Origin of the sequence: Streptacidiphilus anmyonensis (genome assembly GCF_000787855.1) — a bacterium.
GTDB lineage: Bacteria > Actinomycetota > Actinomycetes > Streptomycetales > Streptomycetaceae > Streptacidiphilus > Streptacidiphilus anmyonensis.
Genome location: NZ_BBPQ01000056.1, coordinates 20,666 through 40,999, shown reverse-complemented (window position 1 = coordinate 40,999; position 20,334 = coordinate 20,666). Strand labels below are relative to the sequence as shown.

16 protein-coding genes are annotated in these 20,334 nt (G+C 71.6%); 4 read left to right on the top strand and 12 right to left on the bottom strand.

What is annotated here, in order from left to right; translation table 11 throughout:
• Positions 1-27: 27 nt before the first annotated feature.
• The 4 genes from TR50_RS32075 to TR50_RS32060 are packed head-to-tail and all read right to left on the bottom strand — an operon-like array spanning position 28 to position 4,950.
• Positions 28-1,659: a thiamine pyrophosphate-binding protein gene (locus TR50_RS32075; RefSeq protein ID WP_042430417.1), complete on the bottom strand. Its 1,632-nt coding sequence runs from the start codon at positions 1,657-1,659 to the stop codon at positions 28-30.
• Positions 1,656-2,630, bottom strand: a complete 975-nt coding sequence (speB, locus tag TR50_RS32070) for an agmatinase (protein ID WP_042430415.1) — start codon at positions 2,628-2,630, stop codon at positions 1,656-1,658. Before speB ends, TR50_RS32075 begins: the two co-directional genes overlap by 4 nt.
• Positions 2,631-2,647: 17 nt before the next feature.
• Positions 2,648-3,430 (bottom strand): class II aldolase/adducin family protein, encoded by a 783-nt coding sequence (locus tag TR50_RS32065; RefSeq protein WP_042430412.1) that lies wholly within the window; start codon positions 3,428-3,430, stop codon positions 2,648-2,650.
• Between the two features lie 26 nt (positions 3,431-3,456).
• Positions 3,457-4,950 carry a sodium:solute symporter family protein gene (locus TR50_RS32060; protein WP_042430409.1) on the bottom strand — a complete coding sequence of 498 codons (1,494 nt, stop codon included), beginning with the start codon at positions 4,948-4,950 and terminating at the stop codon, positions 3,457-3,459.
• A 189-nt stretch (positions 4,951-5,139) separates the two neighbouring features.
• On the opposite strand from TR50_RS32060, the gene TR50_RS32055 reads away from it, so the two are divergent.
• The gene (locus tag TR50_RS32055; RefSeq protein ID WP_042430406.1) at positions 5,140-6,771 is read left to right on the top strand and encodes a PucR family transcriptional regulator; all 1,632 of its coding nucleotides are present in this window, start codon (positions 5,140-5,142) and stop codon (positions 6,769-6,771) included.
• Between the two features lie 8 nt (positions 6,772-6,779).
• Here the strand turns inward: TR50_RS32055 and TR50_RS32050 are convergent, their stop codons facing one another.
• The 4 genes from TR50_RS32050 to TR50_RS32035 form a co-directional block, all read right to left on the bottom strand.
• Entirely contained in the window at positions 6,780-7,736 is a 957-nt protein-coding gene (locus TR50_RS32050) for a magnesium transporter CorA family protein (RefSeq protein WP_042430403.1), read from the bottom strand.
• A gap of 154 nt (positions 7,737-7,890) precedes the next feature.
• Positions 7,891-9,267 carry a glucose-6-phosphate dehydrogenase gene (zwf, locus tag TR50_RS32045; RefSeq protein WP_042430400.1) on the bottom strand — a complete coding sequence of 459 codons (1,377 nt, stop codon included), beginning with the start codon at positions 9,265-9,267 and terminating at the stop codon, positions 7,891-7,893.
• 16 nt (positions 9,268-9,283) lie between these two features.
• Positions 9,284-10,864 (bottom strand): GMC oxidoreductase, encoded by a 1,581-nt coding sequence (locus tag TR50_RS32040; RefSeq protein ID WP_042430397.1) that lies wholly within the window; start codon positions 10,862-10,864, stop codon positions 9,284-9,286.
• A 240-nt stretch (positions 10,865-11,104) separates the two neighbouring features.
• Positions 11,105-11,623, bottom strand: coding sequence for a gluconokinase (locus tag TR50_RS32035; RefSeq protein ID WP_042430394.1), 519 nt, complete (start codon positions 11,621-11,623; stop codon positions 11,105-11,107).
• Positions 11,624-11,780: 157 nt separating this feature from the next.
• On the opposite strand from TR50_RS32035, the gene TR50_RS32030 reads away from it, so the two are divergent.
• A complete protein-coding gene (locus TR50_RS32030) occupies positions 11,781-13,208 on the top strand; it encodes a cytochrome ubiquinol oxidase subunit I (protein WP_162484984.1) in 1,428 nt (475 codons plus the stop codon).
• A gap of 70 nt (positions 13,209-13,278) precedes the next feature.
• Positions 13,279-14,298 carry a cytochrome d ubiquinol oxidase subunit II gene (gene cydB, locus TR50_RS32025; RefSeq protein WP_042430387.1) on the top strand — a complete coding sequence of 340 codons (1,020 nt, stop codon included), beginning with the start codon at positions 13,279-13,281 and terminating at the stop codon, positions 14,296-14,298.
• 74 nt (positions 14,299-14,372) lie between these two features.
• On the opposite strand, the gene TR50_RS32020 is transcribed toward cydB, so the two are convergent.
• The 3 genes from TR50_RS32020 to TR50_RS32010 are packed head-to-tail and all read right to left on the bottom strand — an operon-like array spanning position 14,373 to position 18,163.
• Entirely contained in the window at positions 14,373-16,199 is a 1,827-nt protein-coding gene (locus tag TR50_RS32020) for a glycoside hydrolase family 15 protein (protein WP_042430383.1), read from the bottom strand.
• A gap of 57 nt (positions 16,200-16,256) precedes the next feature.
• Positions 16,257-17,201 (bottom strand): 2-hydroxyacid dehydrogenase, encoded by a 945-nt coding sequence (locus tag TR50_RS32015; protein ID WP_084701317.1) that lies wholly within the window; start codon positions 17,199-17,201, stop codon positions 16,257-16,259.
• Between the two features lie 41 nt (positions 17,202-17,242).
• Positions 17,243-18,163 (bottom strand): aldose 1-epimerase family protein, encoded by a 921-nt coding sequence (locus TR50_RS32010; protein ID WP_042430376.1) that lies wholly within the window; start codon positions 18,161-18,163, stop codon positions 17,243-17,245.
• Between the two features lie 158 nt (positions 18,164-18,321).
• Between TR50_RS32010 and TR50_RS32005 the strand changes: the two genes are divergently transcribed.
• Complete coding sequence (locus TR50_RS32005; RefSeq protein WP_042430373.1) at positions 18,322-19,671, top strand: chloride channel protein; 1,350 nt, start codon at positions 18,322-18,324, stop codon at positions 19,669-19,671.
• Here the strand turns inward: TR50_RS32005 and TR50_RS32000 are convergent.
• Positions 19,636-20,280, bottom strand: coding sequence for a TetR/AcrR family transcriptional regulator (locus tag TR50_RS32000; RefSeq protein WP_042430370.1), 645 nt, complete (start codon positions 20,278-20,280; stop codon positions 19,636-19,638). The two genes, TR50_RS32005 and TR50_RS32000, sit on opposite strands and share 36 nt — an antisense overlap.
• Positions 20,281-20,334 lie beyond the last annotated feature (54 nt).

The window sequence follows — 20,334 nt, the reverse complement described above, 5'->3', positions numbered from 1 at the left end:
CGTTCTCCTCGGTTCTGGGGCAGGCGTTCAGTTCGGCCCGATGTGGGTGGGCTCGAACATCCGCAGGAAGGCGGGGAGGACGACCACGTTCGGGCCCGGTGCGGCCAGCGCCGCCGCGAGGTCGTGGGCCAGGTCGGCGACCGTGGTCAGGGTGGCGGGAACGCCGAACGACTCGGCGAGCTTGACGAAGTCCGGCCGGGCCAGTTCGGTCGCGGTGGCCTCGCCGAAGGTGTCGTTCATGTACTCGCGCAGGATGCCGTAGCCGCCGTCGTCGACGATCAGCCAGGTGACGTCGAGGTCGAGTTGGCGGGCGGTGGCGAGTTCGGCGATGGAGTACATCGCGCCGCCGTCGCCGGAGACCGCCAGGACGGGGCTGTCCGGGCGGGCCGCGGCGGCGCCGAGGGCCGCCGGGTAGCCGTAGCCCAGGCCGCCGGCGCCCTGGCCCGAGTGCATGGTGTTGGGCTCGCGCGCGTCGAAGGCCGACCAGGCCCAGTAGCCGAGGATGGTCATGTCGAAGAAGACCGGGGCCCCCTCGGGCAGCGCCCCGCGTACAGAAGCGAGGACGCCCTGCTCCAGATCGAGACCCTGGGCGTCGAGCCGGGCCCGGACGCGCTTCAGCAGGTCGGCCGCGGTGGCCTCGGCGGCGCCGTCGGGCGTCCTGGCCGGTACGGCGTCGGCGAGGGCGGTCAGAGCGAGGCGGGCGTCGGCGTGGATGCCCAGCGCCGGGTGGTTGGACTCCAGCTTCCCCAGGTCCGCTTCGATCTGGATGATCCGGCCACGTGGCGCGAGGGTGTGGTAGTTGCTGGTCAGCTCGCCCAGACCGGAGCCGACCACCAGGAGGACGTCGGCGTCCTCGAGGAGCTCGGTGGTGTACCGGTCCTCCAGCCAGGACTGAAGGGAGAGCGGGTGCTCCCACGGGAAGGCGCCCTTGCCGCCGAAGGTGCACGCGACGGGTGCGCGCACCTGCTCGGCGAGGCGCAGCAGTTCGTCGGTCGCACCGGAGCGGACGACGCCGCCGCCGGCCAGGACCACCGGTCGCCGGGCCTCGGCCACCAGGGCTGCGGCCTCGGCGATCAGCTCGGAGCGCGGGGTGAGCGGGCGCGGCTCGGCGTGCAGGTCGCGTACCGGCGGAACGGTGGTCGGCGCGAGGAGCACGTCCTGGGGGATCTCCACCCATACCGGGCCGCTGGGCGCGGCGAGCGCGGACTCCCAGGCGGCGGCCAGAGCCGAGGGGATCTGTGAGGCGGTGCGCGCGGTGTGGACCGACTTGACGACGTCCCGGAAACTGGCCTGCTGGTCGACGAGTTCGTGCAGATAGCCGCGGCGGCGGCCGCCGAGGCCCGCCGAGGGGATCTGGCTGGACACCGCGAGCACGGGCACGGAGGCGGCGGCGGCCTCCTGGAGGGCGGCGAGGGAGGTCAGCGCGCCCGGACCGGTGGACAGGAAGAGCGGGGCGACGGTACGCGCGGTGCGGGCGTATCCGTCGGCGGCGAAGCCGGCGTTGTTCTCCACGCGCAGACCGACATACCGCAGTTCGGAGCGGCGCAGGGCGTCGAAGAGACCGAGGGCGTGCTGGCCCGGGAGGCCGAAGACGCACCGCGCGCCGAGCGCGGTGAGGGATTCGACGACCAGGTCACCGCCGTTGCGGACGTGGTTCACTGGGCGGTCTCCTGCCGGGACGCGGCGATCTGGCGTGCCATCAGCGTCGTGAGCTCGTAGGCCGTGTGGGAGGCGGCGACTGCGGTGATCTCGGCGTGGTCGTACGCCGGGGCGACCTCGACGACGTCCGCGGAGACCAGGTGGCAGCCGGCCAGGCCGCGCAGGATCTCCAGCAGTTCACGGGAGGTGAGGCCGCCGGCCTCGGGTGTGCCGGTGCCGGGGGCGTGGGCGGGGTCCAGCACGTCGATGTCGACGGAGACGTAGAGGGGCCGGTCGCCGATCCGTTCACGCAGTTGCTGGGCGACCTCGTCGACGCCGCGCCGCATGACGTCCGCCGAGGTGACGATGCCGAAGCCGAGCTTCTCGTCGTCGGTGAGGTCCTGCTTTCCGTACAGCGGGCCGCGGGTGCCCACGTGGGACAGCGCCTCGGTGTCGAGGATGCCCTCCTCGACGGCGCGGCGGAACGGGGTGCCGTGCGTGTACTCGGCGCCGAAGTAGGTGTCCCAGGTGTCCAGGTGGGCGTCGAAGTGCAGCAGCGCGACGGGTCCGTGCTTCTTGGCGACCGAGCGCAGCAGCGGCAGGGCGATGGTGTGGTCGCCGCCGAGCGTCATCAGCCTGGCTCCGGTGGCCAGGAGTGCGTCGGCGGCTGCCTCGACCGTCTCCACCGCCTCGTTGATGTTGAAGGGGTTGGCGGCGACGTCCCCCGCGTCGGCGACCTGGACCAGCGCGAACGGTGCGGCGTCCTGGCCCGGGTTGTAGGGACGCAGCAGGCGGCTGGCCTCGCGGACGGCGTTGCCGCCGAAGCGGGCCCCGGGACGGTAGGAGACGCCGCTGTCGAAGGGGACGCCGACCACGGCGACGTCGGCCTGCGCGACCTCGTCGAGGCGGGGGAGGCGGGCGAAGGTGGCGGGACCGGCGTAGCGGGGGACGCGGGAGGAGTCGACGGGTCCGCGTGGTTCGGTGGAGCTCATGGAGGGTGTGTTCCTTGTCAGTCGGTGTAGTCGGGGGCGACGCGGTCCAGCAGCCGCAGCAGCGCCGCCCAGGCCAGGTCGTAGGCGTGATCGTCCTGCAGGTCGGACCCGTGTTCCTCACCGGAGAGCTGACGCGCGGTCAGGTCGCAGATCGCGGCGTCGGGGACGGTGAGCTTCGCGCCGCCCGCTGCCGCGGCGGTCTGGATCTCGCAGGCCTTGTCCAGGTAGTACATGCGCAGGAACGCCTGGGCGGGGGTTTCGCCGACGGTCAGCAGACCGTGGTGGCGGAGGATCATCGCGGGGTGAGGGCCGAGGTCGGCGACCAGACGGCCCTGTTCGGCGAGGTTGAGCGCGACGCCTTCGTAGTCGTGGTAGCCGAGTCGGCCGTGGAACTCCATGGAGATCTGGTTCAGGGGCAGCAGCCCGTCCTGCTGGGCGGCGACGGCGCAGCCGGCCCTGGTATGGGTGTGCAGGACGCAGTGGGCGTCCGCGCGCGCCGCGTGGATCGCGCTGTGGATCACGAACCCGGCCGGGTTCACGGGGTGCGGCGTCTCCTCGACCGCCTGCCCTGCCAGGTCGATCTTCACGAGGTTGGAGGCGGTGACCTCCTCGAAGAGGAGGCCGTAGGGGTTGATCAGGAAGTGCTGCCCGGGGCCGGGAAGACGGACGGAGATGTGCGTGAAGATCAGATCCGTCATCCGGAAGTGGGCCACCAGGCGGTAGACCGCCGCGAGTTCGCGCCGCAGACGCAGTTCCTCGGCGGCTCGGTGCCCGGCTTGGAGCGTGGTGCTCGGGGACATCGTGCTGCTCCTCGGTCGGGGGCGGCTCAGAGCGCGGCCGGGGCGATCGCGGACTCGCCGGGTGTCGCCTGCGTCTGCTCGGGGCTGCGCCCCGCCAGGCGGTCGCGCCACTGCTCCAGCACCCGGGCGTCCGTGGGCCGGGTGGCCAGGCTGGCGGCGGTGTAGGCCACCAGGCTGACGGCCAGGCCGTAGTAGATCGGCTCGTTGGCGAGGACGCCCTTGGCGACCATGAACCCGATGACGGTGGCGCCGCCCGCGACCATCGAGGCGCGCGCTCCGGCCAGGTTGCCGCGCTTCCACACCAGGCCGCCCAGGATCGGCACGAGCAGGCCGCCGACGAGCAGGTTGTAGGCCACGGTGAGGGCGGAGACGACATCGCTGAGCAGACAGGCGATCACGATGGCCGCGACGCCGAGGACGACGATCGCCACCCGGTTGCCGCGCACCTCGTCGCCCTCCCGGCCGCCGCCGTCCTCGGTGCGGCCGCTGCGCAGGACCCGCAGGCGGCCGAGGATGTCGTTGTTCGCGACGGTGGCCGACGCGATCAGGGCCCCGCTGGCGGTGGACATCATCGCCGACAGCGCAGCGGCCAGGACCAGGCCCTTGATCCCGGTGGGCAGGACGTGCTTGACGATCGTCGCGAACGCGCTGTCCGCGCCCGGCAGGGTCGGGTAGAGCGTCTTGGCGGCCATGCCGATGACGGCTCCGGCCACGGCGTAGACCAGGCAGTAGACGCCGGCGACGGTCCCGCCGTAGGCGGCGACCTTGTCGCTGCGCGCGGTGAAGACCCGCTGCCAGATGTCCTGGCCGATGAGCATGCCGAAGGTGTAGATCAGCACGTAGGTGAAGATGGTCTGGCCGCCGATCGAGGTCGGCGAGAGGTAGCCGTGCGGCAGCCTGTCCGCCATCGCGCCGAAGCCGCCGGCCTTGACCACGGCGATGGGCAGCAGCAGGAGCAGCACGCCGATGCTCTTGACCACGAACTGCACCATGTCGGTCAGGGTGATCGACCACATCCCGCCGAGCGCCGAGTAGCCGACGACGATCGCGCCGCCGATGCACACCGCGGCCCAGCGCGGCACGTCGAACAGGACGTCGAAGACGCTGGCGTAGGCGATGGTGGAGGTGACGGCCAGCATGAGCGTGTAGATCCACATCACCACGCCGGAGATCAGGGCCGCCCCGTCGCCGTAGCGCAGCGAGAGCATCTCCGCGACGGTGTAGACCCGCAGCCGCGCGATCCGCGCGGAGAAGAAGATGCTGAGGGCCAGCAGACCGAGGCCGATGGCGAAGACCATCGCGGCTCCCGACAGGCCGTACGTGTAGCCAAGTCGGACACCGCCGATGGTCGAGGCGCCGCCGAGGACGACCGCGGCCATGGTGCCGGTGTACATCAGGGGGCCGAGCCGTCGGCCGGCGACGAGGAAGTCGCTCTTGGAGCGGGCGCGTCGCTTGCCCCACCAGCCCACGCCGATGATGCCGGACAGGTAGACGATCATCACAAGGTAGTCGACGGCCATGGAGGCACTCCCAAGGGGCAGGGGGAAGCTCCCGAGCCCCTGGAACAGGGGCTCGGAGCAGCTGTGGGGGAGGGGCGGTGCGTCACGCTGAGAGGAGCGCCGGGCCCGGCGTACCGCCTTGGAGCAAGAAGTTAGTTCGCCGGGAACCCCCCACGGAAGCGCAGGATTCGTCCATTATGCTGTGCCGGAATGGATGAATCCGCACCCTCGCCCGCGACGCACCCGGTCGGCCACGCACCCGCACCCGGTGCCCCCGCCGTTCCGCTCAGCGTCCTGCTGGCCGACCCCTCCCTGGGCCTTCGCCACATCGCCGGCCCCACGGAGGACCGCCTCGTGGGGACCGTCGGCACCACCGAGGTCGAGGAGCCGGCCCCCTACCTGCTGAGCGGGCACATGCTGCTGACCGCAGGCGTCCGGCTCCCGCAGACCCCCGAAGGCGTCGACTCCTACGTCCGCAGCGTCGTCGGAGCCGGTGCGGCGGCCATCGGCTTCGGTATCGCCCCCGTCTACGACGAGGTGCCCCCCGAACTGGTCGCGGCCTGCGACCGGCACGGTCTGCCGCTGCTGCGGGTCCCGCGTGAGACGCCCTTCGTCGCCGTCGGCCGCGCGGCCTACTCGGCCATGGCTGAGGCACGCAACCGTGACCTGCGACAGATCTCCGACGCCCAGTCCGCGCTCGCCGCCGCGGCCGGACGCCCGGACGCGCTGCGGGCCGTCCTCCACCAGCTCTCGGTCCACCTCGACGCCTGGACGGCGCTGGCGGACGCCACCGGCCGTGAGCTCTTCGCCGACGGACCCCGGCCCGCAGCCGCCACCGTCCAGCGGCTACGCGAACTGACGACGCATCTGGTCGCGCAGCCGCAGGCAGCAGACGCGAGCGGCGCGGACCGGCCCCGCCCGCCGTCCTCAGCCGCGGAACACCACACCGGGTTCCACCTGACCGTGCACACCCTTCCGGGGACCGACCGCAGTACCGCGCCCCTGGTCCTGGCGGTGGCGGCCACCAAGCCACCGACGGCCGTGCACCGTTCGGTGACCGGGGTGGCCATCGTGCTGCTGTCCCTGCTCACGAGCCCCCGGCACGCGCTGGGAGGCGACGCGCGCAGCGCAGGCGCGCTGGTGCGACTGATGCTCGGCGAGGCGCCGCGCGCGGTCGCGTCGGCACTCCTGCCTCCCGACGCGCCCCCCGGCAGCAGCTGGGTGGTCGTCCACGGCCGTTACACGGAGTCAACTCCCAGCGCCATGGGTCGACCCGAGAGCGATCCCGTGCAGCTGGCCGCCCTGGGAACCACGCTCGGCACCGCCTACCTCCAACTGGACGGCGCGTCACTGCGCGCCCTCGTCCCCGAGCACGGCGACTCCCGCCCGACCGAGGCCACCACCCTCGGGAGGCTCGGCTGGACCTTCGGCTTCAGCGCGCCGGCGTCGGCGACGGACCTGGCGGTCGCCGACAACCAGGCCGCCCGCGCACTGCGCCGCGCGCTGGCTGTCGGCCTGCCGGTCGTGCGCCACCGGGTCCAGGACCAGAGCGTCCACGGCCTGGTCGCCCCTGCCGACGCGGAAGCGCTGGCCAGGGCCCGATTCGCCCCCCTTGCCCAGGCGAGGACGCCGGGAGCCGACGTGCTGCTGGAGACGCTGCGCACCTGGCTCAGCCTGCACGGCAGTTGGGACCGCACTGCCGCGGCCCTGCAACTGCACCGCAACACGGCCCGCCAACGCATCGGCCGGGTCGCCGAGTTGCTCGATGTCGACCTGCAGGACCAGGACGTGCGGATGGAGCTGTGGTTCGCGCTGCGGTGGCTGCCCGGAGAGCGCACCTAGGCACGTCCTCAATTCCATCGGCGGCGGCTGAGCACGAACACGGTGATCAGGACGCAGGCCACGTTCAGTCCCACGCTCAGGATCAGGAAGGCCGCCCATCCCTTCTCGAAGGTTCCGGTGAGGACGTTGAAGTTCTCGCCCCAGAATCCCGCGAGGAACGAGATGGGCAGGAAGATGGTGGCGACGGCGGCGAGCCGGCGGCTCACCGTGGCCAGGTGATTGCCCGCCAGCGACGCCTGGAGGCCGAGCAGCGTGATGCACCGCTCCTCGATCGCCGTGAGGTCGGCCACGACCCGCTGGAGCTCGTCGCTGAAGTCCTCGACGTACAGCTGGGTGTCCCGGTCGGCGCCGGGGAGCGACATCACCAGCGGCATCCGAGCCGCCAGCTCCCGGCCGGGCCGCAGCGTGTGGCGCATCGACGCGGCCTGGTGCCGGATGGCGGTGATCTCGCTCAGGTCGTCGTCGTCCGCCTCGCGGAGCACCCGCTGCTCCAGCGCGTCCAGCCGTTCGTCCATCCCCAGGACGAACGCCGGAAACGGGGCGTGCAGCGCGCTCAACAGGCGGTGCAGCGCCCGGATGGGCTCGGCCTGCAGCAGCGGCTGGAGGGACGGCCCCCGGCGCAGCGCCTCCAGGGCCGGGCTCGGGGCTCGGTGCAGCGTGATGAGGAAGCCGGTGGTGTAGTAGCAGTGCACCTCCACCGGCTCGCGCATCCGCTCGTCGAGCCCAAAACCGGCGATCATGGCCACGTTGCCGTAGATCTGCAGTTTCCCCTGCTGGCCGAACTGTTTGGAGTCCTCCACGGCCAGCGGATGCAGGTGCAGGCGGGCAGCGAGGCGGTCGATGACCTCGTCGGTCGGGTTCTCGATGTCGAGCCAGAAGGCCCGGCCCGCCTCGACGATCTGCTCGACCAGAGGCAGCGAGGGCTCCTCGACGATCTCGACGCCTTGATCGATCCAGCTCCGCACGCAGGAAGACTACGTCGCCGTCCTCGCGACCAGCGGGATTGGAGCGCAGGAGGCGGTGTTGACCCTTCGGGCGGCGCACGCGTGCAGCCGGCGCGCGCGTGGCGCCGCGTCCCCGGTCGGCGGTGTGGCGCGACCGGGGACGCGGCGTCGGGGTTCAGGCGGCGGGGTCGTGCCAGGCGTCGCCTTCGGGGAGGAGGGCGTCCGATTCCTTGGGGCCCCAGGTGCCGCGGGCGTAGGGGTGGACCGGGGCGGCGTCGCCGAGGATCGGGTCGACGACGCGCCAGGCGGCCTCGACGGTGTCCTCGCGGGCGAACAGCCAGCGGTCCCCGTCGAGGGCGGCGCCGATCAGGCGGTCGTAGGGACGCATGTCGGAGCCGGGGGTCTCGCTGAAGGAGAGCTCCTCGTGCTTGGCCTCCCAGCTGCCGCCGGGAGCCTTGCCGGCCAGGGTGAGGCCGACCTGGGTCTCGGGCCAGATCCGGAACCGCAGGCTGTTGGTGGCGGGGGTGGGCCGCAGGCCGAAGACGTCGTGCGGGGCGGGGCGGAAGTGGATCGTCACCTCGGTGGCGGTGACGGGCATGCACTTGCCGGCGCGGATGAGGATCGGCACGTCGGCCCAGCGCCAGGAGTCGGAGGCGAGCCGTACGGTGGCGAAGGTCTCGGTGGTCGAGCCCGGGGCGACGCCGTCGACGTCGAGGTAGCCCTCGTACTGGCCGCGCACGATGTGCTCGGGGTCCAGCGGGCGCAGCGAGGCGACGATGTTGGCCTTGGCGTCGCGCCAGGACTCCAGCCCCTGCCCGGCGGGCGGTTCGGCGAGGACGGTGGCCAGCACCTGGAGCATGTGGTTCTGCACGACGTCGCGGACGGCGCCGGTGCGGTCGTAGAAGCGGCCGCGGTCGGAGACGTCGAACGCCTCGGCCATGGTGATCTGGATGCTGCGGACGTGTGTGCGGTTCAGCAGCGGCTCGATGACGGAGTTGGCGAACCGGGCGAACAGCACGTTCTCCACGGGGTCGAGGCCGAGCCAGTGGTCGACCCGGTAGATGGCGTCCTCGGGGAAGTACTCGTGCATGGTGTCGTTGAGCTTGCGGGCACTGAGCAGGTCGGTGCCGAACGGCTTCTCGACCATGACGCGGGCGCCCTGCGCGCGGCCGGCGCCGGCGATGCCCTTGGCGATCCGCCCGAACAGGGGCGGCGGCACCTCCAGGTAGTACAGGGCCTGCCGGCCGTCGCCCATCGCCTCGGCCATGGCGGTGTAGGTGGCGTCGTCGTCGAGGTCGCCGTCGACATAGCGCAGCAGCCCCAGCATCTTGGTCGCGGCGGGCGTCCCGGGGTCCATGCCGTTCAGCTTCAGCGACGCCTCGGCGTAGTCGCGGAACTGCGGAAGGCCCCAGCCGCTCTTGGCCACGCCGACGATCGGCTTGTCGAGCACGCCGCGTTCCACGAGGCCGACCAGGGCGGGGAAGGTCTCCAGTTTGGCGAGGTCGCCGGTGGCGCCGAAGATGACCAGCGCGTCCATCTGGTTGGTTGCCATGTGCTGACCCTCCTGCTCAGCGGATGCGTTCGGCGATGTGGTCGCCGACGCGCAGGGCGTTGGCGATGGCCGTCAGCGACGGGTTCACCGCGCCGATGCTCGGGAAGAAGCTGGTGTCCACGACGTAGAGGTTGTCCACGTCGTGGGCCTTGCAGTGGACGTCCAGGGCGGAGGAGGCCGGGTCGGTTCCGAAGCGCACCGTTCCGGCCTGGTGGGCGGTGGCCCCGATGGGCATCCCCTTGTGCAGGTAGAGGCTGTGCGACAGCAGGTGGTGCTCGTGCATGCCCAGGCGCCCGAGCATGCCCTGAAGCTGGTGGCGCAGCCGGTTCAGCCCGGCGATGTTGTTCTTCTCGTCCAGGGCGAGGTGGATCTGGTCGTCCTTGTCGAGCGTCACCCGGTTGGTGTTCACGGGCAGGTCCTCGCCGCACAGCCAGAAGTCGACGGCGTGGTGGGCCAGTACCTCGAACGGCATGTCCGGGGAGACCGCGCCGGCCCAGCGCGGGGCCTCGCCGTGGATCTGGTCGGCGTCGGACTTGCCGAGCATCTGGATGCCGCCCATGGGGAACTCCCAGTCGTCCCCGGCCAGGTACCAGTCGTGCAGGGCCAGGGTCTTCTGGAAGGCGGTCGGGTTGGGCTCCTTCGAGACCGCCATCAGCGCCATGTTGTTGTGCCGCATGTAGTGGCGGCCCACGACGTCGGAGCTGTTCGCGAGCCCCGCGGGGTGCCGGTCGTTGGCGGAGCGCAGCAGCAGCACCGCGGAGTTCACCGCGCCGCAGGCCACGACGACGATGTCGCCGCTGAACGTGCGCGTGCCGCCCTCGTCGAGTTCCGCGACCACGCCGGTGACCGTGCGCCCGGAGGGGTCGGTCTCCAGACGGCGTACGTCGGCGCCGGTGACCAGGGTGACGTTGTCGTGCCGCAGGGCGGGGTCGACGCAGATCACCTGGGCGTCGGACTTCGCGCCGACCAGGCAGGGGAAGCCGTCCACGCGGTCGCAGCGGATGCAGACGCTGTCGTGCCGCGCCCTGCCGTCGGCGTCCTGGGTCAGGTTCACGCCGATGGGCAGGTGGAACGGGTGCAGGCCCTGCTTCTCCAGGTCGTCGCTGAGCTGCTGGATCCGCGGCTCGTGCTCGACCGGGGGGTAGGCGTACTGGGCGCTGGCCGGGCCCTCGGTGGGGTCCTCGCCGTGGCGGCCGTGGACGAGGTAGAGGTGCTCGGCCTGGGTGTAGTAGGGCTCCAGGTCCTCGTACCGGATCGGCCAGGCGGGGGACAGCCCGTCGTGGTGGCGCAGTTCGCCGAAGTCCTCGGGGCGCAGCCGGAACAGCGCCGCGCCGTAGAACTTGGTGTTCCCGCCGACGTAGTAGTTGACCTCGGGCGGGAAGCTGTTGCCGTCCTTGTCGTACCAGTACTCCGGGGCCCGGTACTTTCCCTTGACGAACACGGCGGTCGAGTCCCAGTTGTCCCGCTCGCGGGGCAGGTAGCCGCCGCGTTCGAGGATCAGGATCCGTTTGCCGGTCCCGGCGAGCCGGTGGGCGAGCGTGCCGCCGCCCGCGCCGGTCCCGATCACGATGACGTCGTAGTGTTCGCTGTCAGCCATGGGCACTCCGTTTCAGGGCCGGCGCCGGTCGGGCTGGAGTTCCGCTGAAGCTCCCGGGCCGCTGCGCGTCCTCCCGGGCGTCCTCCCGGGCGTCCTCCCGGCCGGTCCAGGGCATACTGCGCGTCCGGATGCCCGATTTCTGAGGGACCCGGGGAGACCTGTCCGGATTGTCTCCTTCGACGTTAGAGCGAGGAGCGCGCGAGGGCGAGCGGACACGGGCGCCCGGGTCAGGTCCCGCTCTCAGTCGGCCCCGCGCGGCAGCACGGTGTCGACCGCGGCCATGACCTCGTCCACGGTGCCGGCGGCGCTGACGGTGGCACCCCACTCGTCCGGCTCCAAGGGCTCCAGGATCTCGAACTGGGATTCGAGCAGCCCGGGCGGCATGAAGTGTCCGGTCCGCCGGGCGATCCTGCGGGCGGCGAGTTCCGGGGTGAGCGCGAGGTAGAGGAACCAGACCCGCCCGGCGCTGCGGAGCCGGGCGCGATAGGAGCGTTTGAGCGCGGAGCAGGAGACGACCCCGCCGCGGCCGCTCCGCTCGTTCCTGCGGATCCATGCCGCCAGGGCGTCCAGCCACGGTTCCCGGTCCAGGTCGGTCAGGGCCGTGCCGGAGCTCATCTTCTCGAGGTTCTCGGGGCTGTGCAGTCGGTCGCCCTCCAGGAACGGGACGCCCAGCCGGGAGGCGAGCCTGGCCGCGACGGTGCTCTTCCCGGACGAGGACACCCCCATGACCACCAGGATCGGCGGGGCTGGGGCTTCCATGGATCCTCCTGGCGGTCGGGACGGTCCAGGACCCGGACGCGTGGATGAAGGCGCCTCGGCCGATCGGCTGATCCCTGGCATGTTGCGGATTCCCCTCACGCCGCGGCGTGATTCACTCGCGATGGATAAGTAGTCCTTTATACGGACATCGAGCCCGATGCGTCGCGGCGCTTGGCGTGGGCCCTTGGGCGAGGGGAGAACGGTGAGTCAACTCGACTTGGCGCGGCTGCAGTTTGCCATGACGTCGATCTACCACTTCCTGTTCGTCCCGGTCACCATCGGCCTCGGCTTCCTCACCGCGCTGCTCCAGACCGCCTGGCACCGTACCGGCCTGGCCGACTACCTCAGGCTCACGAAGTTCTTCGGCACCCTGCTGCTGATCAATGTCGCGGTCGGCGTCGTGACCGGTCTGGTCCAGGAGTTCCAGTTCGGGATGGACTGGTCCGTCTACTCCCGCACCGTGGGAGACGTCTTCGGCGCGCCGCTCGCGATGGAGGGGCTGGCCGCGTTCTTCCTGGAGTCGACCTTCCTCGGGCTGTGGGTGTTCGGGTGGGACCGGCTGCCGAAGCGTGTCCACCTCGCCACCATCTGGGCCGTCGCCCTGGGCGGGGCGCTGTCGGCGGCGTTCATCATGGCGGCCAACTCCTGGATGCAGCATCCGGTCGGATACACCGTCAATCCCAGCACGGGGCGTCCGCAGCTCAACGACGTGTGGAAGCTGTTCACCAACCCCGTCTTCCTGCGGGGCTACCTGCACGTGCTGCTGGCCTCGGTGGTCACCGGGGCGGTCGTGATGCTGGCGGTCTCGGCCTGGCAGCTGCGCAAGGGGCGATCGCCGCTGGTGTTCCACGCCTCGGCGCGCCTGTCCCTGGTGGTGCTCGTGCCCGCGATCCTGGTGGCGATGCTGGTCGGCAGCGAACTGGGCGTCACCGAGGGCAAGTACCAGCCGATGAAGATCGCGGGCGCCGAGGCCCAGTGGACCACCTGCCAGCCGTGCTCGTTCTCCATCTTCCAGGTCGGCGGCGGGAAGAACGACGAGACCCCGACGAAGATCATCCAGGTGCCGCACCTGCTCTCGCTGCTGGCCACCAACCACTGGAACGGCAAGGTGCTCGGGCTGAACACGGTGCAGAGCCAGTACGAGTCCCAGTTCGGCCCGGGGAGCTACGTCCCGAACATCTTCATCCAGTACTGGTCGATGCGGGTGATGGCCTACCTCGCCACGATCGTGCTGCTGGTGGGTCTGTGGGGGCTGTGGCTGCTCCTGCGCAAGAAGCTGTCGACGGCACGCGTGTTCCTGGGGGTCGCCACCTGGGTCGTGATCCTGCCGTTCCTGATGAACACCGCCGGATGGCTGCTCACCGAGAGCGGCCGCCAGCCCTGGATCGTCCAGGGCATCCAGCTCACCCGCAACGGCGTGTCGCCGTCGATCACCACCACCACGGTGGCGATCAGCATCCTCGTCTTCTTCCTGCTCTACCTGGCGCTCGCCGTCGTGGAGATCGTCCTGATGACCCGCTACGCCCGCCGGGATCCCGCCGTACCGCCGAGCAGCGAGGTACCGCAGCCGGTCCCCGCCTACTGACACCCGCCTACTGACACCTGCCTACTGACCACCGCCGGACCCACCGACACCGCACCAACGAGGTCGCACGATGGCGCTCGCCACCTTCTGGTTCATCCTCACGGCCGTGCTGTGGACCGGCTTCTTCGTCCTGGAGGGCTTCGACCTCGGCGTGGGCCTGCTGCACACCGTGGTGGCCAGGGACGATGCCGGCAGACGCGCCGCGATCGGCACGATCGGGCCGCTGTGGGACGGCAACGAGGTGTGGCTGATCGTCGCCGCCGCGGCGATGTTCGCCGCCTTCCCCGGCTGGTACGCCACCCTGTTCTCCGGCTACTACCTCGTGCTGGTCCTCGTGCTGGTCGGCCTCATCCTGCGCGGGGTCTCCTTCGAGTTCCGCGACAAGGCCGAGCGCTCCAGTTGGCGGACGGTTTGGGACACCACGCTCACCGTCGGCAGTCTGCTGGTCCCCTTCTTCCTCGGCGTCATGCTGGGCGGCATGCTGCACGGCATCCCGATCGGGCAGGACCAGGAGTTCTCCGGCAACTTCGGCGACCTGTTCTCCGGGTACGCCGTCTTCACCGGCCTCACGTTGGTGCTGCTCTGCCTCCTGCACGGCGCGGTCTTCCTCACCCTGCGGACCACCGGCACCGTCCGCGGCCGGGCCCGGCTGCTGGCCCGGCGCATCGCCCCGTTCACCGCCCTGGCGGTGCTCGCGTTCCTCCCGTGGACCCACTCCACCGCGGGCAAGGGCGTCCTGCCCAGCATCATGCAGCTGATCGCGGTCCTGCTCGTGATCTCCGCCGCCTGGCTGGTGACGTCCGGTCACGAGGGCTGGGCCTTCACGGCCACCACCCTGACCATCGCCACCTGCGTGCTGTCGGTCTTCGTCGACCTCTACCCCCACCTCATCGTGTCCAGCACGAACCAGGCGTACGACATCACCGTCAGCAACGCCGCCTCGGGGAACTACGCGCTCAAGGTCATGTCCGTGGTCGCCATCGTCCTGCTCCCGGTCGTGCTGGTCTACCAGGGCTGGACCTACCACGTCTTCTGGCGCCGCGTCTCACCCGGGCAGCCCGACACCGGCGCGGCCCAGCCCGCGGAGTGACCTGACGCATCAGCGCACGCGCCGGACCGCTCGTCCGTCCGCGCAGCTCCTCGACCTGGTGCCCGGCCGGGGGCTCAGCGCCCGAGCTCCCGGTCCAGCGCCTCGTCGAGGGAGCAGGCCGCCATGATCAGCGAGAGGTGGGTGAACGCCTGCGGGAAGTTGCCCAACTGCTCCCCGGCGGGACCGATCTCCTCCGCGAACAGGCCGACGTGGTTGGCGTAGGTGAGCATCTTCTCGAAGGCGTACCGCGCCTGACGCAGCCGCCCGGCGCGGGCGAGAGCGTCGACGTACAGGAAGGAGCAGAGGCTGAAGGTGCCCTCCGAGCCGCGCAGGCCGTCCGGTGACGCGGCCGGGTCGTAGCGGTAGACGAGGCTGTCCGAGACGAGCTTGCGGTCCATCGCGTCGAGGGTCGACAACCAGCGCGGGTCCTGCGGCCCCAGCATGCCGACCCGGGGGATCAGCAGCAGCGACGCGTCCAGGACGTCCCCGTCGTAGTGCTGGACGAGAGCCTGCTCCTTCTCGCTCCAGCCGCGCGTCATGATCTGCTCCAGCACCGCGTCCCGCGCCTCGCGCCAGCGGTCCACGTCACCGGGACGGCTGAACTGCTCGGCCAGCCGCAGCCCCTGGTCGAAGGCGGTCCAGGTCATGACGCGGCTGTAGGTGAAGTCCTTGCGTCCGCCCCGGGTCTCCCAGATGCCCTCGTCGGGTCGGTCCCAGTTGTCACACAGCCAGTCGAGGGTGCGCGCGGCGCCCTTCCAGCCGTCGTAGCCCGGCTGGACCCCGGCCTCCCTGGCCTGCGCCAGGGCGTAGAACGCCTCTCCGTAGATGTCGAGTTGGAGCTGGTCCATGGCCGCGTTCCCGGCTCGCACCGGAGCGGAGCCCCGGTAGCCCTCGAGGTGTTCGAGGTTCTCCTCGGACAACTGCGGGTCGCCGTCGATGCGGTACATGATCTGAAGCCGCTCGCCCGGGTGGTCCAGCCGCTCGTGCAGGCGCGCGACGAGCCAGGACGTGAACGCCCGGGCCTCGTCGGTGAACCCGATGTCGAGCAGGGCGCGCACCGACAGTGACGCGTCGCGGACCCAGGTGAACCGGTAGTCCCAGTTGCGCTCGCCGCCGACCTGCTCCGGCAGCCCCATCGTGGGCGCCGCGACCAGGGCGCCCGTCGGGGCGTACGTCAGCAGCTTGAGGGTGATCGCGGAGCGGCGCACCATGTCGGGCCAGCGCCCCTTGTACGTGGACTTGCGCACCCAGCCCTGCCAGAAGTCCACCGTCCGCCACAGCTCCTCGGTGAGCCCGTCGACCGTGGGCGCCGGCGGAGCCTCGGCATCGCCGTCGCCGGCGCAGAACGTGAGCACCGCGCCGGAGGTCTCGCCGGCCTGGAGCGTGACGGTGCCGTGGACGTCGTTCTCCTTGCGGTGGAGCGGGAACATGGCGCGCAGATGCAGGGTCGCCCCGGGTGCGCGGAAGACGGCGTCCTGGCCGTCGACGCTCACCTCGTGCTCGGCGCGCCCGTAGTCGAAGCGCGGGCAGCAGTCCAGGGTGAACCGGACCGTGCCGCGCACCGCGCGGATCGCGCGGACCACGGTGTGCCGGTCGGACACCTCGGCGCCGGTGTGCGGGGGCATCCAGTCGATCACCTCGCCGACCCCGTCCTCCGACATGAACCGGGTGACCAGGACGGCGGAGTCCGGGTAGTAGAGCTGCCGGTCGGTGGGGTGGTGCTCGACGGGCGCCAGACGGAAGTACCCGCCGCGGTCGTGGTCGAGAAGGGCGGCGAAGACGCTCGGGGAGTCGAAACGCGGGGCCGCGAACCAGTCCAGCACGCCTTGCGACGAGATCAGGGCGGCGGTCTGCAGGTTCCCGACGAGCCCGTGGTCGGCGATGGGCGGGTAGCGATCCATGAGTGCTCCGAATGCTGCAGGATTCCCTTGGCGGGAACCGGTCCGATGTGCGCGGGATCAGCGCTGCTTGCGACCCCCGGGGTTCCCGGTCCGGTCCGGCCCGGCCACGATGTTGGCCAGCGGCATGCCGGCCACGAAGGCGGCGAGCTGCTGCTGGACGAGCGCCCGGGCCCGTGGCAGGAAGGCCGAACTGCTGCCGCCCGCATGAGGGCTGATCAGGGTGTTGGGGGCCGACCAGAGGGCGTGGTCCGGGGGCAGAGGCTCGGGGTCGGTCACGTCCAGGGCCGCGCACAGACGGCCGCTGTGCAGTTCCGTCAGCAGGGCCCGGGTGTCCACGATCGGTCCGCGGGCCACGTTGACCAGAAGGGCCGCGTCCCGCATGCGCGCCAGGAAGGCGGCGTCGACCATGCCGCGGGAGTCCGCGGTCAGCGGCAGCGTCAGCACCACCACGTCCGCCTCGGGCAGCAGCGCCGGCAGTCGTTCCAGGGCGTGGACGGGTCCGCGTGCCGTGTCGCGGGCGGAGCGGGCCACGCGCAGGACCCGGCACTCGAACGGGGCCAGCCGTTCGTCCACGGCCGCTCCGATCGACCCGTAGCCGACCAGCAGCACGGTCCGTCCGGCCAGCGCCGGTCGGAAGCCCTCGCACCACAGTCGGGCCCGCTGGTCGCGCACGAAGCCCGGGATGCCGCGGAGGGCGGCGAGCACGAGTGCGACGGCGAGTTCCGCCGTGCTGGCGTCGTGCACCCCGCGCGCATTGCACAGGGTGACCCCCTCCGGCAGCTCGGCCAGCAGATCGTCGACTCCCGCGCTCAGCGACTGGACCACGCGCAGGCGGGGGAGCCGCGACAGCATCGGGAGGGCCGCGGCGTGGAAGCCGTACGGGAACACGAAGAACTCGACGGCCCGCAGTGCCGCCGCGTCAGGAGGGTCGTCGCGGCCGTCCCAGTAGAGGGCGTCCCACGTCGCCGGCAGGCCGCCGACCTCCGCCGGAGCGAAGGGCATCAGCACGCGTGGGAGCTGATGCGCCGGGGCTTCGCCGGGGTCTACCGATGCCACGGGGTGATCCCCCAGCGCATGGTGTGCCGCTCGCCGGGGGCCAGGCTCACGAGCCCTTCGCCGCTGTTGAAGGCGCCCGGGGGGCAGGACATGGGCTCCACGGCGACGGCGCGGCGTCGCTCGGGCGCGGGGAGGGTGTCGCCGGTGTAGATCTGGAGGTACTCGGTGCCCTCGCCGAGCCAGAGGTCGGTTCCGTGGTCGCCGGACGGATGCGCGAGGCGCACCACCGCCCGTCCTCGCCCGTCCCGCCGGAGTGCGCCGAACGGGGTGTCGAGCCGCTGTTCGCGGACGGCGCGCGGCTCGCGGAAGTCGTACGGCGTCCCGGAGACGTCCGCCTCCCCTACGGGCAGTCCGTTCTCGTCGGTGCTGAACCAGGTTCCGGCGGGAACGGTGAGCAGGGCCTCGTCGACGGTCGGCGTGCCGACGGTCAGGTAGGGGTGCTGGCCGACGCCGTACGGCGCCGCGGTCCCGCCGCGGTTCCACGCGGTCACCGTGACCTCCAGCCCGTCGTCGTCCAGCCGGTAGTCGGCGCGCGCGTCGAGGTGGAAGGGGTACCCGGGCTGGGGCCACAGCGTCGCCTCGAGCGCGGCGTGCCGGTCGTCCGACTCCACCGCCCGCCAGGAGACCCAGCGCAGCAGTCCGTGGATGGCGTTGCCGTGCTCCGGTTCGGACAGCGGCAGCTGGAGGTCCTGCCCGTTCCACCGGTACCGGCCGCCGCGGACCCGGTTCGGCCAGGGCACGAGGAGCTGGCCCCGCCCGCCGGTGATAGGCCCCTCGGCGTCGAACCCGTCGAGCAGCTGACGGCCGGCGACGGCGTACGAGCGCAGGGCCGCACCGAGCTCCACGACGACCACGACGTGGTCACGGTGACGCAGGGTGAACTGACGGCCGGTCTGGTGCTGGTCCACATGTCGAGCGTGGGGTCGCTGTCGGCTCGCCGCAACCGCGACGCCGTGCAGGTCGACGGCCCGCCGCGGCCGTCTCAGCCGATCGGCCGACACGGCTTGCGCGAGCGCGTGGCTGCGGCGCGTAATCGGACCATGAGTGTCGACCTCGGCGTCCCGGCGTGACGACCAGCGACGCCCCGACCCAGCCCGCGGTCGATCCCGGGAGCCTGCTCAGGTCGAAGAAGTATCTGGCGCTTCTGGTCCTGGGCGCGGTGATCGGCGTTCCCATCGCCACGGCGTCGTACTTCTTCCTCAAAGGGGTGGACGCCACCCAGACCCTCGTCTTCTCCACGCTCCCCAAGGACCTGGGTTTCGACCGGACACCCCTGTGGTGGCCGCTGCCCCCGCTGGTGCTGAGCGGATTTCTCGTCGCCCTGTGCATCAGGTTCCTGCCCGGTACCTCCGGCCACAAGCCGGCCGAGGGCTTCAAGACGGGTAAGCCGGTGCGACCCGTCGACCTGTACGGCATTGTGCTCGCCGCCTTCGCCACGCTGTCACTGGGCGCGGTACTCGGACCGGAGGCGCCCCTGATCGCGATCGGCGCCGGCCTCGGTGCGCTCGCCATGCACTTGCTGCGCCGCGACGCCCCGGCCCAGGCGGTCGCCGTCATCGGCGCGGCCGGCAGCTTCGCCGCCATCGCCACCCTGCTCGGCTCCCCGCTCTCCGGAGCGTTCCTGCTGATGGAGACCGCCGGGATCGGCGGTTCCCTGCTCGGCGTCATCCTCGTGCCCGGCCTGCTCGCCGCCGGGGTCGGCACGCTGATCTTCGTCGGCCTGGACCGGTGGACCGGTTACGGCACTTTCACTCTGGCCGTCCCTCACATCCCGGCGTTCACCAGCCCGGACGTGGTGGAGTTCCTCTGGGCGCTGGTCATCGGCGTGGCGGCGGCCGTCCTCGGCGTCGGAGTCACCAGGCTTGGCCAATGGCTTCAGCCGATCGTCGAACCGCGCCTGCTCTGGGCGACGTCGATCGTCGGGCTCGCGGTAGGCGGGTGCGCCATCGCGTTCGAGGGCGCGACCGGCAAGGGGACCGACGAGGTCCTGTTCTCGGGCCAGGCCGCATTGCCGGTGCTGGTGCAGAACGCCGCGTCGTGGACGGCGGGCCCGCTGGTCCTGCTCGTGCTGTTCAAGTCGGTCGCCTACGGCGCGTCACTCAGCTGCTTCCGCGGCGGTCCGGTCTTTCCCAGCCTGTTCATCGGCGCGGCCGGCGGCATCGCGATGTCCCACCTGCCCGGCCTGCCGATGATCGCCGGCGCCGGGATGGGCATGGGCGCCCTGTGCGTGGCCATGCTGAACCTCCCGCTGACCTCCGTCCTGATCCCGAGCATCCTGCTCGCGTCCGACGCCCTGGCGCTGATGCCACTGGTGATCGTCGCGGTGGTCGTGTCCTATGTCGTGCGCGCCCGGCTCATGCCCTCCGCACCGCCGCGACCGTCAGGAACCGAGGCGAGCACGGCCGAAGGAGGCTGAGACGACGGTCTCCGAGGGTGCGACCGCGCGGACGGTGAGTTCGACCAGGTCGTCGACGAAGCGCGCGTCGGGCAGTCGGCGCTCCGCCAGCAGGCGGTAGATGAGCGGCGCCGCCACGAGCGTGGCGGCGGACCGGATGTCGACGTCGGACCTGACCTCGCCGCGGGCGAGCGCGCGCTCGAGTATGACCCGGGTCTCGCTTGTCACGCGTTCGGCGTACGCCGCGTACGCCTCCCGCTCGGTGCTGTCCCTGGTGGCTGCGCCGATCAACTCGGCCAGCAGCCGGTCCGTCCCGGGCAGCCGGTAGGACTCCAGGCGCGCGGTGAACACCTCACGCAGTTCGGCTCGCAGATCGCCCTGGTCCGCAACCACGAGCGGTCCGACGCGGGTCTCGGCGGCTGCGACGATGAGCGCCTGTTTGGACGGCCAGCGGCGGTAGAGCGCGGGCTTGCTCACCCCGGCGCGAGCCGCCACCGCGTCCATCGTGACGGCGGCGACGCCCTGCTCCGTGATCAACTCGACGACGGCCTGGAGGGCGGCGCTCGTGACACGGGCCTCCCGCGGACGCCCCGGCCCCCGCTCGACCCCCGACGACTCTGTGCCGACCATGGTCCGAGCATACGGGGCGCCCTGTACGCCGCCGCGAGGCCGGGCTCGTCCCGG

Excerpts from the sequence above, each read along its gene's own strand:
- speB (WP_042430415.1), bottom strand. The coding sequence starts at position 2,630 with ATGAGCTCCACCGAACCACGCGGACCCGTCGACTCCTCCCGCGTCCCC.
- TR50_RS32065 (WP_042430412.1), bottom strand. The coding sequence starts at position 3,430 with ATGTCCCCGAGCACCACGCTCCAAGCCGGGCACCGAGCCGCCGAGGAA.
- TR50_RS32060 (WP_042430409.1), bottom strand. The coding sequence starts at position 4,950 with ATGGCCGTCGACTACCTTGTGATGATCGTCTACCTGTCCGGCATCATC.
- TR50_RS32055 (WP_042430406.1), top strand. The coding sequence starts at position 5,140 with ATGGATGAATCCGCACCCTCGCCCGCGACGCACCCGGTCGGCCACGCA.
- zwf (WP_042430400.1), bottom strand. The coding sequence starts at position 9,267 with ATGGCAACCAACCAGATGGACGCGCTGGTCATCTTCGGCGCCACCGGC.
- TR50_RS32040 (WP_042430397.1), bottom strand. The coding sequence starts at position 10,864 with ATGGCTGACAGCGAACACTACGACGTCATCGTGATCGGGACCGGCGCG.
- TR50_RS32035 (WP_042430394.1), bottom strand. The coding sequence starts at position 11,623 with ATGGAAGCCCCAGCCCCGCCGATCCTGGTGGTCATGGGGGTGTCCTCG.
- TR50_RS32030 (WP_162484984.1), top strand. The coding sequence starts at position 11,781 with ATGCGTCGCGGCGCTTGGCGTGGGCCCTTGGGCGAGGGGAGAACGGTG.
- cydB (WP_042430387.1), top strand. The coding sequence starts at position 13,279 with ATGGCGCTCGCCACCTTCTGGTTCATCCTCACGGCCGTGCTGTGGACC.
- TR50_RS32020 (WP_042430383.1), bottom strand. The coding sequence starts at position 16,199 with ATGGATCGCTACCCGCCCATCGCCGACCACGGGCTCGTCGGGAACCTG.
- TR50_RS32015 (WP_084701317.1), bottom strand. The coding sequence starts at position 17,201 with ATGCCCTTCGCTCCGGCGGAGGTCGGCGGCCTGCCGGCGACGTGGGAC.
- TR50_RS32000 (WP_042430370.1), bottom strand. The coding sequence starts at position 20,280 with ATGGTCGGCACAGAGTCGTCGGGGGTCGAGCGGGGGCCGGGGCGTCCG.